The organism is Enterobacteriaceae bacterium Kacie_13 (assembly GCA_013457415.1).
Taxonomy (GTDB): Bacteria; Pseudomonadota; Gammaproteobacteria; order Enterobacterales; family Enterobacteriaceae; genus Rahnella.
Genome location: CP045665.1, coordinates 3,013,575 through 3,029,184 on the forward strand (window position 1 = coordinate 3,013,575; position 15,610 = coordinate 3,029,184).

Consider the following 15,610-nt stretch of genomic DNA (forward strand, 5'->3'; position numbering starts at 1 on the left):
TGAACCGTTTAAGCGCAACAGGGTACAAGGATATCAATTCGTTGAAACACAGGCTATGGAAACTTGTCCTATAACAAGGCCCGTTTTATGTTCGGAGTTATACTATTGTCAGCACCGTTCATTTCTGGTTACCTGACACAATAACCCTAAAGACAAATTACGCTCTAAAATTAGGATGAGCTGCTTACAACGGAAACGTAATGAAACCACAAAAACCACAACGTGAGTTCTTTTTGGACTCGATACGCGCATATTTGATGCTGCTGGGTATCCCATTCCATATATCATTGATTTACTCCAGTCATATCTGGGCAGTAAACAGTGCAATACCTTCGCACGGCCTGACGATTTTCAATGATGTCATCCACGCCTTCCGTATGCAGGTGTTCTTCGTCATATCCGGCTACTTCTCCTATATGCTGTACGAGCGCTATGAATCTCACCAGTGGCTAAAAGTGCGTTTGGAGCGGGTTGCCATCCCACTCGCCGCAGCGTTCCCGCTGATCACGCTTCCTCAGCTTTATTTCCTGATGAAATACACCAGCAAGTTTTCTGACTGGAGCACAATGGGGCTTTATCAGAAAATTAACATCACCGTCTGGGAATTAGTGTCCCATTTATGGTTCCTGTTAACGCTGGTTATTCTTACCAGCATTTGTTTTTATCTCTTTAAATTTATAAAAGAAATTAAGACTAATCGCATTCAATTAATTAAAAACCGAACAAATAGCTTAGGAAAACTCTCAATACTCTTTTTGTTTATCGGTTTAATTTATGCCGTATTTAACAGAGCGTTGTACCTTTTCGCGCCGGATTTACTTTCTAACGGGGCATTTAATTTCATCGTGATGCAGACGCTGTTTTATCTGCCATTTTTCATTATTGGCGCTTTTGCGTATAAATTCGCCTGGCTAAAAGAGTTGTTTATCAAGCCCTCTGCCACAGCCGGTGTGGTTAGTATCTTCCTGTTTGCTGCCTACATGTTTAATCAGCACGTAAATACTCCTCAGCTTTACTCGATGGAGATTGATGCCATCATCACGACGCTGTTGGGAATTCTGATGGTTAACGTGGTGTTTTCATTTAGCCATTACATGCTGAACTTCCAGGCACCGTGGATCACTTATCTGGTGAACTCATCCCTCTTCATCTATCTGATTCACCACCCGTTAACGCTGATCTATGGCGCGTTCATCACACCTAAAATTCAGAGCGACTGGATGGGCTTCTGGCTGGGACTGGTGTTCGTATTCGGTATCGCCTTCATCCTTTATGAAGTGCACAAACGTATTCCGCTCCTGCGCTTCCTGTTCTCAGGCAAACCGCAGCAGTTGAACAAAAAGAATGAGTCCGGGCCTACCCCGCCGCAGAATCAGGCGTCATAACCGCCCGCATTAACGGCGCGGAATGATAAAAAGGCGGCCATGCACTGATGCATGGCCGTTTTTTTGTGTCGGTTTGTGTGGGTGAAAACCTGCTTTATCACGATGCCGTATTAATAGTGGGAATGACTGACATGCCCACTTTAAGACGATTCGCATCGGCCTGATTGGGTTCGAGCACGATTTTTACCGCGAGACGCTGCACCACTTTAGTGTAATTGCCCGTCGCGTTGTCCGCAGAGATCGGGGAAAAGGTTACGCCGGTCGCCGGAGAAATGCTGTCTACTTTCCCTTTCAGCACAACACCAGGCAGCGCATCAATTTTAATATCGACGGTCTGCCCGGGTTTCACATCACCCAACTGTGTTTCAAGATAATTCGCCACAATGTAGGCATCGTGCAAAGGAACCACTGCCAGAACACGCGTTCCCGCGCTGACATAACCGCCGATTCGCAGCGAACGTTGCCCGACAAAACCGTCGACCGGCGCCTTGATTTCCGTATAGGAGAGATTTAATTTGGCCTGTGCCAGAGCGGTCATAGCTGAATCGATGGCAGCTTTCGCTTCGGCCTGCCCCGCGTTGAGCACATCGACCTGTTTTTCCGCCGCCTGCGCTGCCGCCATATCGCTTTGCTGCGTAGCCAGTTTGGCCCGCAGATTCGCATCTGATTCATCACGCGCATCGGCGGTGCCAGATCCGTTTTGCAGTAAACGCTTATAACGGTCGGCGCTCTGACGCGCATAAGAAATACCCGCGCTGTCGGCATTGACCTGCGCCTGAGCCTGTAAAATGGTTTGCTGCTGTTTCGCCAACTGCGCGGCGAGACTCAACATTTGTGCATTGGCTGTTTCCAGATTCGCTTCGGCCGTCAGCACCGCGTTGCGATAATCGCGATCATCAATCCGTGCCATTACCTCCCCTGCCTTAACCGCCTGATTGTCCCGTACATACACTTCGGCGATAGTGCCGGAAATTCGCGGTGCAACCAGCGTGGAATCGGCCGAAACAAAGGCATCGTCGGTATCCGGCTTGCTGTTACCGGTTAAAATCCAGAAGGCGATAATAATCAACAAGATCACCACCACGGCGGCAATCAGCCAACTCAGGCGGACGGGCGATGTTTTTATCATGATTCTTTTCTCTCATTCTTTATTATGGTGGAAAGCATTTATTAGGGTGATGCGTTGTTCAGGCTCGGTTAACCAGAGATTGCGGCGGATATGTGCGCTTCGGCAATATTGCGGCCAGCAAGATCAGCACCAATGCCAGACCGATAATCACCAGATAGGTATCCGCCAGCCCCAGTACCAGTGCCTGCTTTTTTACCAGCCGGGAAAATTGGGTGATCACTTCGGCGGAAATCGCCGAGCCATCGCTGTTAAGCGGCGCGAGAAAACTGCTGCCGCCCCCGTACGGTTGCGACAGCAGGTAGCTCACACTGCCTGCGTGATTGAGTAACACATTGGAGTGAATCTGCTCCCGGTGGCTGACGAAAACGCCGAGCATAGCGCTGCCCATCACGCTGCCCAGACCACGCGTGGTATTAAACATCGCCGAGGCAAAAGGCCCTTCCGGCGGCTGCACCACGCTGGTCGCGCTCATCAGGATCGGTAACACTGCCATCGGCTGACCGAACGCCTGCATAATCTGAATCAGGTAAAAATTGTCCCGTGCCCAGGCGCTGGTCAGGTGCGTGCCCCAGTAGCAGGAAACCCCTATCAGCCCCAGCCCGCAGGCCAATACCCAGCGACTGTCAATCCAGCGCATCGTCAGCACAAATGCCACCAGCGGTGCCAGCAAAAGTTGCGGCAAGCCAATTGTCAGCGCCAGCGGCCCTACCTGGACCGCACGGAACCCACCGACCTGCTCCATATAGCTCGACGGTAAGGCCGAGCCGGATAAAAATAGGAACATAAGCGCAAAGAGCGTGATTAAACCGTGAGCAAGGTTGTGGCGCCTGAGCATCTGCAATTTAAATAGCGGCAAAGGATGATGCCATTCGTTAACCAGAAAAATCGTCAGCAACGCCAGCGCACCAAAAAACATCATCGTGATCAGCGGGGAGTTAAACCAGTCCAGACGCTCGCCCTGCTGCAACGAAAGCACCAGCAGAGAAACCCCGCTGCAACCGGTCAGCATCCCGACTTTATCCATCTGTTTAAAACGTTCAAAACGATAAGGGTCCTGCGGGATGCCATATCCGACCATCATGGCCGCCAGTAAACAAGGTGGGATCACCTGCCAGAACACCCATTGCCAGCCTACGTAATCCGTCCAGATGGCTGCCAGTGACGTCGCCATATTTGGACCAAAGGTTGCCGTCAGCGCATATGCACTTAGTCCATACAATTTGAAATGCGGCGGCATAAAGCGCAGCGCGGCGGTCATCAATAAAGGTGGTAAAGCACCGCCGAAGATGCCCTGAACAGCGCGCAACGCAATAAACAACGGCAAATTGGGTGCAAAAGGCAGGATCACAGCCAGAAGCAAAAATCCGAGTGTGACGAACAAAGTGAAACGGCGCAGCGAAAATGTCATCGCAAACCACGGCGCAATCATCATCGCCGCCACTTCCGCCGCCTGATACACACCGATCAACCAGGTTCCCTGGTCATTGCTGATACTTAACGCACCGCGCACATCGGCCAATGCGATATCCGTCACCCGGTCGTTCAGGCCGGAGCACAGCGAAGCTATCAATACGCCGATCAACCCAATAATCAGCCGCAGATTAAAAGGCGGCGGAACAGGCATTGCAACACCGCTCGCGGCAGGTGCCGTTGTGACTGAATGATTCATCTTGTCGCTCGTTAACTTCGTCGCTTATGAATGCGGCGATAGTGAAAAGGCAGGTGTGCAGCTGGAAACTAAAGTAGCGATCGATATCACTTTTGTTTCGGTGCATTGCACCACATTGTGATACAACCGCAAATACTATAATACGGTGCACTGTATTGCAATGTGATTAAAAATTGTTTTTAGACCGCCCAGCTATTACATTGGCAGCATAGATTTCGGTAAAGATCATCCATCGGTGATAAAGGAGAAATGATGGCGCAGGACATTACGGGAGACGAGGAACGCAGCGGTGGGATCCAGGTGATTTCGCGCGCGGCGTCCATTCTTAATGCGCTGGGGAAACATCCTCAGGGAATGAGCCTTGGGGCGATCGCTAATGATGTCGATCTGCCGCGCTCCACCGTGCAGCGGATCGTGGCAGCACTTGCCGAAGAGGGGCTCGTGCGGTCCGAAGGCAGCGGTGGTGTCCGGCTTGGCCCGACGCTGCTGAAACTGGTGTCCACGGTACACACCGATGTGATCGCTATTGCTTCCCCTTTTCTTCGCCAGCTCTGCGAATCTATTGACGAAACAGTCTCTCTCGGGCGCGCCAGTGGCCGCCAGATCGCCAATATTCACAGCATCGTGGCGGAACGCGAACTGCGCGTGGTACCTAGAGTCGGCCTGAATCTGCCGATTTACAGCACCTCCGGTGGTCGCGCGCTGCTGTCTCTTAAAACGGATGACGAGATCCGCATTATTGTCGGCGAGGTGCTTGAACCTGCCACCGTGCATACAGTGCGCACGATGGATTCCCTTCTCGACAAAATCGCCGCAGTCCGCGAAAGCGGCATCTCTATGGAGAACGGTGAGACCGTGGACGGTATCTCGACGATGGCCGTTGCTATTGACACCATACTGGGGCGCTACTCCGTTTCAGTGCTGTTCCCCACCTCACGCCAGGAAACCAAAGAAGCTCAAATTCGTGACGCGCTGTTCGATTGTAAAAACGCGTTGATTGGTGAAATCGGTAAGCTCGGCCAGAACAACTAACCCAGGAGTGCACGTGTTTGATGTTATTTTGCTGGCCGTAGACGGCTCAAAGCAGTCCCCTTTTGTCGTCGATCTTGCCCGGCAGCTGGCGAATGGTCATCAGGCTACGGTCTATGTCACCTGCTGTATCGATGAATCCTATGCGCTCGAAGAGAACGGTGATATCCCCGGCGAAATCGTGGGGTATCCACCGGCGGAGGAAGAGCAAAATACTGCTCGCGCCGTGGTAGGCAATGCGTTGAAAATCCTGAATGAGGCGGGTATTCGTGCTAAAGGAAACCTGATCGTGGGCGCCGCTGGCGAAGCGCTGGTAGCCGAGGCTGAAAAAATAAAGGCCTCGGTCATCGTCATCGGCCACCGTCAGCTATCGGCCTTTGGCCGAATGATGAAGGGATCAGTCAGCGCAGAAGTGATCGCCCATGCGCCTTGCCCGGTGTTAGTTGAAGTTCGCGGGAATTAATTCCGATAAATATAAAAACAAAAAGCGCCATACCGGCGCTTTTTTACTATCTCAAGAATCAGGCTATTTAGTATTTATCAGTCCCATAGACATAGCCCAGTCATTGATATGATTACGATAAAAAAAAGCAATATCACTATCTAAAGAATTGGTTTTAGAGGGCGTCACCATGCCAAGGCATGGGTATTCCTGCGGACGCGATTCGAAAAGAAAATCATCCATCTCTTCATCGGTCAGAAGTGTGTCGCCAAAGATGTTGTCCTGACGGAAATAGGCATCAAGCATCCAGATACGGTATTCGTAATCGTTTTTAATCAAGTGCATAAGATTAGCTCACAGTAAATAATGTCTAACGCACCTGATGAGAAAATTTCCTTAAAGACAGCATATGAGATCAGGCACGCGTTGCGTTCGAGCCATCCATTGCTGATTTCACATAACAGAAAATTAACATATATATCGAAGTTAGCAAGCTGCAATTCGTCTTAAAAATCAAGTTTTCAACATTATTGAAGTTATATTTATTAATAAAGCAACAAACCATAATTATGATGAATAAATCATTTATTTACATACTCTAAATTAATTAATCCCCCATCTGACAAACGGTATAAGCCTAAAGCGTAAAAGGAACAGAACTGACATTGGGGATGCTTTCGCATCACCACTGCCAACCCTGTTCCCCAAATTTTTATGACTTTTTTAGGCTAACTGACGGCGCTGTGATCACCAGCGTCCCGGAGGTGGTCCTTCACGCCAGCGGCCTGGAGGGCCATCGCGCCAGTACCCCGGCGGAGGTCCTTCATGCCAGTGCTCATGATGCCAGTAACGAGGCGGTGGCGGTGGAGCGGGTTCGTAATAGACCCAGTGTCCCCGACCTTCATCACGGTAATGTTCATCCCACCAACCCGGCGGACGCCAGTCGCCCCCATCCCAATAATATCCGCGGGGGTCACGGTCACCAATGTGCAGTGACAGGCCCGGCATATTCACGCCCAGCTCGACGTTTGCCTGTGCCAGCGCGGGCACAGTGGAAAGCATAACGGCGAGAATAAGAATCAGTTTTTTCATTGGAAACCTCACGACCTGCTCATCAGGTGATGACAAATTACCGCCAGCTATCTTCCTGTTCTATAGGAATTTATCCCAAAAAAAATGTCCTTTCGCTATCCTTACATTTGCGTCAGAAACCAGTTTTACGTAATGCATTGCAACGCTATGGCAGCAAAGGAGATTCAGACAAAAAAAGCTAATTTCCCACATACGTCAGACACAAAAAAACCGCCGAAGCGGTTTCTTTATTTGCTGTATTTTGAGGCAAAATCAGATTTTGCAGCCTTCACAGTCACTTTCGTCCTGAACGGGTTCTGGCACTGCTGCTGCTTTCTCAGCCGCTTTTTCTTCTGCGGACACCAGTGCAGCATCAATGTCAAAATCAAAAATATCGTCGCTCATTCTCATCACCTTAATTGTTCGAAATCGGCTTTAGTATAAACGAGACAGGCGTACATCTGACGCCTTTTTTGTGCCCTGATAACGCTTTTCTTCCTCTTAATCTCTGCACTGAAAGCCGCAGGATTTGCATAAACCGCTCATGGAAACCATAGTTATAGTGAATATCAACGTGTCATGAAGACACTTTTTACGGACTTATTTTGCGAATTACTACGAGGAGAACCGGATGACGACGTCAAATATCAAAGCCTGGGCCAATACGCGTGAAACCTCTCACGAAATCGCCGAAGCCATTTTTGAGCTCGCTAAAAATGATGAAACGCTGGCTCAGAAGATTTGGGAAGAAGGCAATGATGAAGTATTGCCTATCGCCTTCGCAAAAACCAAAGAAGACCATCTTTTCTGGGGTGAAGAGAAAATCGACAGGAAAAATGTGTAAAAGCTTCCTGAGAAAGCCCTGAGTGACACTCAGGGCTGGCGTGAATTCTTACTGCAAGAATCAGCTATCGAATCCAAAGCCCATCTTGTGCGCCCACTCAAAAATCTGTTCTTTATAAACGAAACGTGGTTCGCATACGCCTGGTTCTCCCGGTGTCTGGATCATCACCGCCACGCACGGGTAGGCGACCGGCCTGGCGTCGAAAATAAAATCATCCACTTCCTGATCGGCAAACTCAGAGGTTTCACCTACCGCGCTCGCCTGGAAAATTTCATCCATTATCCATTTACGGTATTCAACTTCGTTGTTGATAAACTTCATCATTCACCTCTGCTCTGCTTTTGCTCTCTGCATTTTCTTACCCATGAAGTGCGTCACCACCACAACACGGACAAACTTCTGCGCGGGAAACTGACATCTTTGCACTGCCGTCACAGTCCCATTCCACCGTTAAGGGTTTACCGGTGTCATTATCGACGTGAATGTAGCGATCAAAATGGATGGCCTGCCCGGACATCGTCTCAGTCAGCAGCAACTCTTCGCCAGCATAAATACGGGCGACAGCATGCGCATCCTGTTTTTCATCAGAAACGATTTTGTGCAGATGATGAATAGTCAGTTTGATTCGTTCCACAGCGGCTCCTGTAGCAGCTCAACATACCCTGTGAGTTGTTCGTTAGACGAACAATCCATTCAAGAATATATGTCCAACCGCTATTTTATCAGAGCATGCCGGGTGACGTCATGGCCGAAAGCCATGTTGAAGGGGAATTAGTGCGCTAACTGTACAGCATTCATCGCGGCCGGCTGCTGATGCTCAAGGCGCGCCAGATCATAAACATCGTAAAAATCGACAAAACCTTTGTTACGTACAATCGACTCGATGCGGTTTTTCACCCAACTGCTTACGCTTTCGGCATTGAGAATCTGCTGTACGGCCTCTGGTGATAATTCACGGCTGAAATACCATTCGCCGTTGTAGCAGACGCGCAGATCCAGCACCCCGATGTCTTCATAGCGATATACAGGTTTGATTTCCAACAATAGCATCGCTGACATAAAGACCAGAAAGGCGGTGAAGCCAATAAACCAGCCGATGCCCATATAAGGCGATACATACATCACCCCGCCGACGGCAATATAGCCGACCAGCATTGCAAGACACAGCCACGGATGATTTACAAAAAACTCAACGTTGATGCGTGCCTTGCCATCACGGCCTTCCTGACGGTTGATACGATCAATTTCACTATTTAATACATTTTTGATCACGTCCATCCCATAACCTCGCTGCAGTGAAGACTATAATGCAATCTGATTACATTATTTTATCATGACAACTGTTATAGCGCGTAGAGCAGTTACCCGTGGCAAAGCGGGAAACTGTTATAGCTGGTATCTGTATCGTTGATATTATCATCATGAAATTCACCCAATTCATGTCAGATAAAAGGAGATCATCATGGCACTATTAATTGTGGAAAGACCGGCAAAAAAACTGGTGAGCTACCGGGTCGTCGGGCCATATAAGGAGTCAATCCACAGCGGCTTTCAGCAGCTGACAAAATGGGTTGCGCGACACCATCAGCCACATACCGAATGGCTGACGTGGTTTCACGATAACCCGGACACCACACCCGCTGAAGCGCTGCGCGCGGATCCTTCGGTTTGCGTCGCGGATAATTTCATTCTGGATGATGCTGACGGGCTGGCACTGCAAACTCTGCCGGGTGGCACCTATGCCGCATATCACACCACCATTACAGACGGAAATTTTGAACAAGCCTGGCGGGAGTTTTACAGCCAGCTGCTGGCCAGTAATCATTACCGGCCGGATGGCAAAGCCTGCTTTGAGCACTATCTGAGTGATGGCTCAAAAACTGGTATCTGGGAAGTGGTGTTTTATCAGTCGGTCGAAAAGATCCCTGCAATCCGCTAAAGGGAGTCAGACGCTAAGTGTAATGTCAGCCTGCTTGCAAAAATCAAGATAAGCCTGTGGCGGTTTGGCATCGCTGACCAGGGTGTTAAAACGGGCTAAGGGTGCGATCGCCGCCGGTCGCACCTGTTCAAACTTACTGCTGTCGGCCACCAGAATACATTGCGCAGAACGCTCCATCGCCTGATGTTTCATCAGTAATTCGTCGAAATTAAAGCACGTTACCCCATGTTCTATACTGACACCCGCGGCAGAAATAAACGCTTTTGCCGGGCGAATAAAATCGAGCTCACTGCTTCGGCCAATTGGCGTGAAGATACTGTTGCTGGATTTGTACGCACCGCCGCATAAGATAACATCACACTGCGGTTTTTCCTGAAGTGCCAGAAAAGTATTGAGCGAATAGCAGATTGCGGTGAAAACCCTGGATTCTGGAATACTTTCAATCACATACGGCATGGTAGTGCCGCAATCGAAAAAGACGGTGTCATTGTCGAGGATGAGGTTGGCGGCATTCTTAGCCAGTCGGCGTTTTTCTGCGACCTGCCTCGTTTTTTGCTCACTGACAAAATAGTGCGTCGCCGGGTTATTCTTAGGATCCATCACAATATAGCCGCCGAGCAGGATCACTGGCGCAGGCTCTGCGTTTAAATCACGCCGAATAGTCATCTCGGAAACATCGAGCAGCAAAGACGCTTCTTTCAGGTGGATTTTGTCAGTCTTTTTTAGCGCCAGCAAAAGACGCTGGATCCTGTCTTCACGCTTGGTTTCCATGATGTTATCTCAGCTTTCCAGTTCGCAGCCGGTCACTATACCTTTGCCAGCAACCTACCGCAAACCCGCACTCCGTCTGATGTTATTGCAACTGACGCAAGGTCAGATAACCGCCGAATACCGCGCCGGTATCAATATAGTGCTGATTGGCAAATTGCTTCGCCTTGTCAACCGGCGTATGGCCAAAATAAAAGGCCCCGGCACCGGCGACAGGCTGATAACGTCCGGCCAGCGCATGATTGATACGGTCACGATTCCAGATGATCTCATAACTGTCCAATGGCTTTCCAAATACATACTCGTTCGAAACGTAGTCAGCGTGCGCCACCACAATGCGTTCCCCTTCACGCGTCGTTAGCTCAATAACATGCGGTAAACTGTCGGCCTCAAGAATCAGTGCTTTCACCTGTTCCTGCGCTTCGCTTTCCAGCGCATAAAACCATTCACCACCGTTACGTAACCAGCGCGGAATATTCTGCTCGTTCACCGCATCAATCGCCATTTGCTCATGGTTGCCTCTCACGCAGCTAAACCAGGGCTGACGGATGAGTTTCAGGCAACCGACGCTGTCGGGCCCGCGATCGGCGAGATCGCCAACGGATAGCAACAGATCGCAGCGGGGATCGAAATCAATTTTATTCAGCTGCTGGTTAAGTAAAGTCATACATCCGTGCAGATCACCCACGATATAAATATGCCGGTAGTCGGTGCCATCAATGCATTTATACAAAGCAGGAATCATATTTGAATGAGATCCATTGTGACTGAGAATAGCTCAAGTGTATCTGATGAGGGGTATTAGGAAAGGAAGTTCAAAGATCAAAGTGAGGGTTTCCCCGTGCCATCAGGAAGTTGGGGCCTCTTTACACGTAGTCGCGGCTGAAATCCACTGATAAATTATTTATCATTAAGTAACTGCCGCCTTTTTGTGCTAGACTACTGGCCGCTCTAAGTAAAACCGGAGGTTTTATGAGTTCCACAGTTGTAAACGCTCAAGACGAGTGTCCGTTGTGTCAAAACACGAATAAGACGTCGGTAAATATGTCGGCGAAAATTGTTACTGTGACCTGCACTTCTTGTGGCCGTTACAGTATCTTCCGCAAAACCATGGAAGAGATTTCGATAGACCGGAAGAAACGCGTCGCGCTTCAGGCGTTTTTCACCAGCCAACCGAACTACCACCTGCCTTTATCGATCCGGGCACTGAGTAATACAGATTCATCGGGCGAGATTTAGCCCTAAAAACGCCCTTCGGGGCTGTTTTAATCTGCACTCTCTCCGCCACTTTCACTGAACATCAGCACATACCCAGACCGGTAATTACAGGAAAGGGACGTTTTGTATTGCTGATATAATTTGGCGTTGCTGTAAAAGCATAAAGGCCACTCTCAGAAGTGGCCTTTATTATATGTAAAACTGTGATGTCAAAAACACTCTTTCCTGGCGCAAATTTCAGACATAAAAAAACCACCCGAGGGTGGCTATAACTTACGACATTACTACACTATTGCTTTTGATTATTCTGCTAATTTTCCCATGGTACCCGGGACGAGACTTGAACTCGTACAGCCTAAGGCCGAGGGATTTTAAATCCCTTGTGTCTACCGATTCCACCACCCGGGCTCCGGGAAAATTGGAGGCGCGTTCCGGAGTCGAACCGGACTAGGCGGATTTGCAATCCGCTACATAACCGCTTTGTTAACGCGCCTTAAATCTTACTACTTGTCTTGCACTCAAACCGATTAAAAAGTCAATTCGAGAAAATTTGGAGCGGGAAACGAGACTCGAACTCGCGACCCCGACCTTGGCAAGGTCGTGCTCTACCAACTGAGCTATTCCCGCTTTAATCAGAACGTACTGATTTTTTTAACTATCTTCAGGCGCATTGCTGTCTGCCTTCCGATGCGTTGCATTCTACTGACCTGAGAGAATGAGTCAATAAAATTATCTGGATCCTTCGTTCGTTTGACGTTTTTTACGTCAGTTTGATCAGGGTTCCAGCAAATCGTGGCGCGCAGCGTTCAAATACTGGAACATTGACCAGAAAGTCAGCACTGCGGCGATGTAAAGGGCCACCACACCGACCCCCACAACAATGCTGTCAGGACGCCACAATAAGGCGACCAGCGATAACATCTGCGCCGTGGTCTTAACCTTACCAATCCAGGAAACGGCAACGCTGCTTCGCTTACCAATTTCAGCCATCCACTCACGCAGCGCAGAAATGATAATTTCACGGGCGATCATGGTAGCAGCTGGTAACGTTATCCACCAGGAGTGGAAGTACTCAGCGACCAGCACCAGGGCAATCGCCACCATCACTTTATCTGCCACCGGATCAAGGAACGCACCGAAGCGCGTCGTTTGCTTCAGGCGACGCGCTAAGTAGCCATCCAGCCAATCAGTCATTGCCGCAAACACGAAAATGAGCGCGCAGGCCATCGGTGCCCATGGGTAAGGCAGATAGAAGGCGAGCACGAAGAAAGGGATGAGTGCAACGCGGAACAGGGTAAGGCACGTCGGTATATTAAATTGCATAGCGAAGGTAACTGTTTGTCCAGTTTAGATATTATGAGTATGTTGCTACAACGGCTTTAGTGTTTCAACGCATTATGAATCTTTTCTGCTAATGCGGTCGAAATACCCGGTACCTGTGCAATTTCCTCGACGCTGGCATTCAGTAATGGCTGGATGCCTCCCATATACTTCAATAATACCTGACGTCGTTTCGGCCCGACGCCTTCAATCTCTTCAAGCGCGCTCGTCGTGCGCACTTTGGCGCGCCGCTGACGGTGCCCGGTGATCGCATGATTATGCGAATCATCACGAATATGCTGGATTACATGCAATGCCGGTGAATCCGCCGGCAAGGCAATCCCCTCACCTTCTGGAACAAAGAATAACGTTTCAAGCCCCGCTTTACGATCGGCACCTTTCGCAATACCGATCAGCAGGGGTTTGGATTTATCCCATGTCACATCTAATGAATGAAACACATCCAACGCCATGCCGAGCTGCCCTTTCCCGCCGTCGATAAAAATCACGTCAGGGATCTTTTTCTCATCCAGCGATTTACTGTAACGTCGCGTCAGAACCTGCTTCATGGCCGCATAATCATCCCCCGGCGTGATACCGGTAATGTTATAGCGGCGATATTCAGAACGTACCGGCCCATTACCGTCGAACACCACACAGGAAGCGACCGTTTGTTCGCCCATAGTATGGCTGATGTCGAAGCATTCCATACGGTTAATTTCCGCAAGATTGAGGGTTTTTGCCAGTTCTGCCAGACGCTGATGAATAGTCGACTGCTGCGCCAGCTTCGTGGTCAGAGCCGTGGAGGCGTTCGTACGCGCCAGCTTCAGGTAGCGTGCACGGTCGCCGCGCGGCTTACTCTGAATCAGCACTTTACGTCCGGCAATCTCACTGAGGGAATCAGCCAGTAAATCTTTTTCCGGCAGGCTGAAGTCCAAGAGAATTTCGCCAGGCAGGGTGCGCATCTGACTGCCCTGTAAATAGAACTGCCCGACAAAAGTTTGCACCACTTCGCCAAGATCGGTACCTCCCGGTACCTTCGGATAGTAGCTGCGACTGCCCAACACTTTGCCCTGACGAATAAACAGAACGTGCAGGCACGCCATGCCGGATTCGAATGCGACACCGATAACATCGAGATCTTCACTGTTACCCGATACGAACTGGCGCTCAGTGACGCGGCGGACTGCCTGGATTTGATCGCGGATGCGTCCGGCATCTTCAAAACGTAAATCCTTGCTGGCCTCTTCCATCCGGTTCACTAACTGCGTGACCACTTGCTGATCTTTCCCTTCAAGGAAAAGACGCACGTAATCCACCTGATCTTTATAATCTTGTTCGCTGACCAGCCCTTTCACACATGGGCCGAGACAACGTCCTATCTGATATTGCAGGCAGGGGCGCGAGCGGTTGCTGTAAACGCTGTTCTCGCACTGGCGGATCGGGAAAAGTTTCTGCAGCAGCGCCAGCGTTTCACGCACGGCATAGGAGTTGGGAAACGGCCCGAAATATTCGCCTTTAGCGTGCTTGGCGCCACGATGCACGGTAATACGCGGATGATTATCGGCGCTCAGGAAAATCAGCGGATAGGATTTATCATCGCGTAACAACACGTTATAACGCGGCTGATACAGCTTGATGTAGTTATGTTCGAGGAGGAGCGCTTCGGTTTCCGTATGCGTTACAGTGACGTCTATTTGCGCAATATTTTTGACCAGCGTCTCCGTTTTTCGGCTGGAAACCTGAACGCGAAAATAGCTGGCAAGACGCTTTTTAAGGTCTTTAGCTTTACCTACATAGATTACGGTGCCGCTGGCGTCATACATCCTGTAGACGCCCGGCTGGCTGGTGACCGTTTTCAGAAAGGCTTTAGGGTCGAAACGCTCATCATTCACTGCCTGATAAAGTCTCCGCGTTGTACAAACCGTGTCGGATTGCCAGATGAGTTAACTCGACATCGCCACTAATATTTAATTTACTAAACATTCGGTAACGATAACTGTTAACGGTCTTCGGGCTCAAGTTCAGTTGTTCTGAAATTTCATTCACTTTTTGCCCTTTGGTAATCATTAGCATGATCTGTAATTCACGCTCAGATAAGGAATCAAAAGGCGTTTCAGACTGAGGCTCAATCTGGCTGAGTGCCATTTGCTGAGCGATGTCAGAAGCAATATAGCGCTGGCCCGAGTCAACCAAACGGATTGCGTTAACCACTTCCTGTGGTGCTGCACCTTTACTCAGATAACCGGATGCCCCCGCCTGCATCACTTTTGCCGGCAGCGGGTTTTCAGTATAGATAGTTAACATGATAATCTTGATATCCGGCGTGAAACGCACAATTTTCTTCGTCGCTTCAAGCCCGCCAATACCCGGCATATTCATATCCATCAGGACTATATCAACATCATTGGTACGGCACCACTTCACGGCGTCTTCGCCGCACTGAGCCTCACCAACGACTTTGATGCCTTTGATATCTTCGAGAATGCGTCGGATCCCTGCGCGCACTAATTCGTGGTCATCAACAAGAAGAACGCTAATCAAAGAGAATTCTCCAAAAAATAAGGGCGACGCACCGTCAGGATCTTCGGGCTTGTCTTAACGCAATCATACACGTTAAACATTGATATCGTGCGCAGACAGCTTATAGAAGAGAAGGTGGCAATAAGAAGCCAACATCAACGAACTTACCTCACTACCGCACATGGACAGGGTTTTTAAATCAATAATTCAGATTATTTATTATTGCCCGCGTATTTTACTCTATCTGTGCAGCTTGACCAAGGAATGTCTGCA

Annotated in this window: 18 protein-coding genes and 3 tRNA genes; 6 read left to right on the forward strand and 15 right to left on the reverse strand. The window is 49.4% G+C overall.

Annotated elements, in window-relative coordinates; genetic code table 11:
• The first annotated feature begins 200 nt into the window (after positions 1-200).
• On the forward strand, positions 201-1,385 hold the full coding sequence (mdoC, locus tag GE278_13725) for a glucans biosynthesis protein MdoC (GenBank protein QLK61770.1): 1,185 nt from the start codon (positions 201-203) through the stop codon (positions 1,383-1,385).
• A gap of 97 nt (positions 1,386-1,482) precedes the next feature.
• Here mdoC and GE278_13730 read toward each other — a convergent pair whose 3' ends face one another.
• Both GE278_13730 and GE278_13735 read right to left on the reverse strand, forming a co-directional pair.
• A complete protein-coding gene (locus tag GE278_13730) occupies positions 1,483-2,514 on the reverse strand; it encodes an HlyD family efflux transporter periplasmic adaptor subunit (protein ID QLK61771.1) in 1,032 nt (343 codons plus the stop codon).
• Positions 2,515-2,572: 58 nt separating this feature from the next.
• A complete protein-coding gene (locus tag GE278_13735; GenBank protein QLK61772.1) occupies positions 2,573-4,183 on the reverse strand; it encodes an MFS transporter in 1,611 nt (536 codons plus the stop codon).
• Between the two features lie 252 nt (positions 4,184-4,435).
• Here GE278_13735 and GE278_13740 point away from each other — a divergent pair, with 252 nt between their 5' ends.
• Together GE278_13740 and GE278_13745 are read left to right on the forward strand one after the other, a co-directional pair.
• The gene (locus GE278_13740) at positions 4,436-5,215 is read left to right on the forward strand and encodes a helix-turn-helix domain-containing protein (GenBank protein QLK63295.1); all 780 of its coding nucleotides are present in this window, start codon (positions 4,436-4,438) and stop codon (positions 5,213-5,215) included.
• 13 nt (positions 5,216-5,228) lie between these two features.
• Entirely contained in the window at positions 5,229-5,675 is a 447-nt protein-coding gene (locus tag GE278_13745; protein QLK61773.1) for a universal stress protein, read from the forward strand.
• Between the two features lie 63 nt (positions 5,676-5,738).
• On the opposite strand, the gene GE278_13750 is transcribed toward GE278_13745, so the two are convergent.
• The gene (locus GE278_13750; GenBank protein ID QLK61774.1) at positions 5,739-5,999 is read right to left on the reverse strand and encodes a hypothetical protein; all 261 of its coding nucleotides are present in this window, start codon (positions 5,997-5,999) and stop codon (positions 5,739-5,741) included.
• A gap of 402 nt (positions 6,000-6,401) precedes the next feature.
• A complete protein-coding gene (locus GE278_13755) occupies positions 6,402-6,746 on the reverse strand; it encodes a DUF2502 domain-containing protein (protein QLK61775.1) in 345 nt (114 codons plus the stop codon).
• Between the two features lie 610 nt (positions 6,747-7,356).
• On the opposite strand from GE278_13755, the gene GE278_13760 reads away from it, so the two are divergent.
• On the forward strand, positions 7,357-7,569 hold the full coding sequence (locus GE278_13760; GenBank protein ID QLK61776.1) for a hypothetical protein: 213 nt from the start codon (positions 7,357-7,359) through the stop codon (positions 7,567-7,569).
• A gap of 60 nt (positions 7,570-7,629) precedes the next feature.
• Here GE278_13760 and GE278_13765 read toward each other — a convergent pair whose 3' ends face one another.
• From GE278_13765 to GE278_13775, 3 genes are all read right to left on the reverse strand, one after another.
• Positions 7,630-7,890 (reverse strand): hypothetical protein, encoded by a 261-nt coding sequence (locus GE278_13765; protein QLK63296.1) that lies wholly within the window; start codon positions 7,888-7,890, stop codon positions 7,630-7,632.
• Positions 7,891-7,927: 37 nt separating this feature from the next.
• A complete protein-coding gene (locus GE278_13770; protein ID QLK61777.1) occupies positions 7,928-8,203 on the reverse strand; it encodes a hypothetical protein in 276 nt (91 codons plus the stop codon).
• Between the two features lie 137 nt (positions 8,204-8,340).
• Positions 8,341-8,847, reverse strand: a complete 507-nt coding sequence (locus tag GE278_13775) for a hypothetical protein (protein ID QLK61778.1) — start codon at positions 8,845-8,847, stop codon at positions 8,341-8,343.
• Between the two features lie 184 nt (positions 8,848-9,031).
• On the opposite strand from GE278_13775, the gene GE278_13780 reads away from it, so the two are divergent.
• Entirely contained in the window at positions 9,032-9,508 is a 477-nt protein-coding gene (locus tag GE278_13780) for a DNA gyrase inhibitor (protein QLK61779.1), read from the forward strand.
• A gap of 6 nt (positions 9,509-9,514) precedes the next feature.
• On the opposite strand, the gene deoR is transcribed toward GE278_13780, so the two are convergent.
• Both deoR and GE278_13790 read right to left on the reverse strand, forming a co-directional pair.
• Positions 9,515-10,279, reverse strand: a complete 765-nt coding sequence (gene deoR, locus GE278_13785; protein QLK61780.1) for a DNA-binding transcriptional repressor DeoR — start codon at positions 10,277-10,279, stop codon at positions 9,515-9,517.
• A gap of 82 nt (positions 10,280-10,361) precedes the next feature.
• On the reverse strand, positions 10,362-11,021 hold the full coding sequence (locus tag GE278_13790; GenBank protein QLK61781.1) for a serine/threonine-protein phosphatase: 660 nt from the start codon (positions 11,019-11,021) through the stop codon (positions 10,362-10,364).
• A gap of 227 nt (positions 11,022-11,248) precedes the next feature.
• On the opposite strand from GE278_13790, the gene GE278_13795 reads away from it, so the two are divergent.
• Positions 11,249-11,515 (forward strand): hypothetical protein, encoded by a 267-nt coding sequence (locus tag GE278_13795; protein QLK61782.1) that lies wholly within the window; start codon positions 11,249-11,251, stop codon positions 11,513-11,515.
• A 301-nt stretch (positions 11,516-11,816) separates the two neighbouring features.
• Here GE278_13795 and GE278_13800 read toward each other — a convergent pair.
• The 6 genes from GE278_13800 to uvrY all read right to left on the reverse strand — a co-directional run bounded on the left by GE278_13800 (position 11,817) and on the right by uvrY (position 15,358).
• Positions 11,817-11,902, reverse strand: a tRNA-Leu gene (locus tag GE278_13800).
• Between the two features lie 11 nt (positions 11,903-11,913).
• Positions 11,914-11,987, reverse strand: a tRNA-Cys gene (locus GE278_13805).
• 58 nt (positions 11,988-12,045) lie between these two features.
• Positions 12,046-12,121 (reverse strand) — tRNA-Gly (locus GE278_13810).
• 147 nt (positions 12,122-12,268) lie between these two features.
• Positions 12,269-12,817, reverse strand: coding sequence for a CDP-diacylglycerol--glycerol-3-phosphate 3-phosphatidyltransferase (gene pgsA, locus GE278_13815; protein QLK61783.1), 549 nt, complete (start codon positions 12,815-12,817; stop codon positions 12,269-12,271).
• A gap of 56 nt (positions 12,818-12,873) precedes the next feature.
• Positions 12,874-14,709, reverse strand: coding sequence for an excinuclease ABC subunit UvrC (gene uvrC, locus GE278_13820; GenBank protein QLK61784.1), 1,836 nt, complete (start codon positions 14,707-14,709; stop codon positions 12,874-12,876).
• Positions 14,702-15,358: a UvrY/SirA/GacA family response regulator transcription factor gene (gene uvrY / locus GE278_13825; protein ID QLK61785.1), complete on the reverse strand. Its 657-nt coding sequence runs from the start codon at positions 15,356-15,358 to the stop codon at positions 14,702-14,704. The genes uvrC and uvrY overlap by 8 nt, the downstream gene beginning before the upstream one ends.
• Positions 15,359-15,610 lie beyond the last annotated feature (252 nt).

Excerpts from the sequence above, each read along its gene's own strand:
- mdoC (QLK61770.1), top strand. The coding sequence starts at position 201 with ATGAAACCACAAAAACCACAACGTGAGTTCTTTTTGGACTCGATACGC.
- GE278_13730 (QLK61771.1), bottom strand. The coding sequence starts at position 2,514 with ATGATAAAAACATCGCCCGTCCGCCTGAGTTGGCTGATTGCCGCCGTG.
- GE278_13735 (QLK61772.1), bottom strand. The coding sequence starts at position 4,183 with ATGAATCATTCAGTCACAACGGCACCTGCCGCGAGCGGTGTTGCAATG.
- GE278_13740 (QLK63295.1), top strand. The coding sequence starts at position 4,436 with ATGGCGCAGGACATTACGGGAGACGAGGAACGCAGCGGTGGGATCCAG.
- GE278_13750 (QLK61774.1), bottom strand. The coding sequence starts at position 5,999 with ATGCACTTGATTAAAAACGATTACGAATACCGTATCTGGATGCTTGAT.
- GE278_13755 (QLK61775.1), bottom strand. The coding sequence starts at position 6,746 with ATGAAAAAACTGATTCTTATTCTCGCCGTTATGCTTTCCACTGTGCCC.
- GE278_13760 (QLK61776.1), top strand. The coding sequence starts at position 7,357 with ATGACGACGTCAAATATCAAAGCCTGGGCCAATACGCGTGAAACCTCT.
- GE278_13765 (QLK63296.1), bottom strand. The coding sequence starts at position 7,890 with ATGAAGTTTATCAACAACGAAGTTGAATACCGTAAATGGATAATGGAT.
- GE278_13775 (QLK61778.1), bottom strand. The coding sequence starts at position 8,847 with ATGGACGTGATCAAAAATGTATTAAATAGTGAAATTGATCGTATCAAC.
- GE278_13780 (QLK61779.1), top strand. The coding sequence starts at position 9,032 with ATGGCACTATTAATTGTGGAAAGACCGGCAAAAAAACTGGTGAGCTAC.
- deoR (QLK61780.1), bottom strand. The coding sequence starts at position 10,279 with ATGGAAACCAAGCGTGAAGACAGGATCCAGCGTCTTTTGCTGGCGCTA.
- GE278_13790 (QLK61781.1), bottom strand. The coding sequence starts at position 11,021 with ATGATTCCTGCTTTGTATAAATGCATTGATGGCACCGACTACCGGCAT.
- GE278_13795 (QLK61782.1), top strand. The coding sequence starts at position 11,249 with ATGAGTTCCACAGTTGTAAACGCTCAAGACGAGTGTCCGTTGTGTCAA.
- pgsA (QLK61783.1), bottom strand. The coding sequence starts at position 12,817 with ATGCAATTTAATATACCGACGTGCCTTACCCTGTTCCGCGTTGCACTC.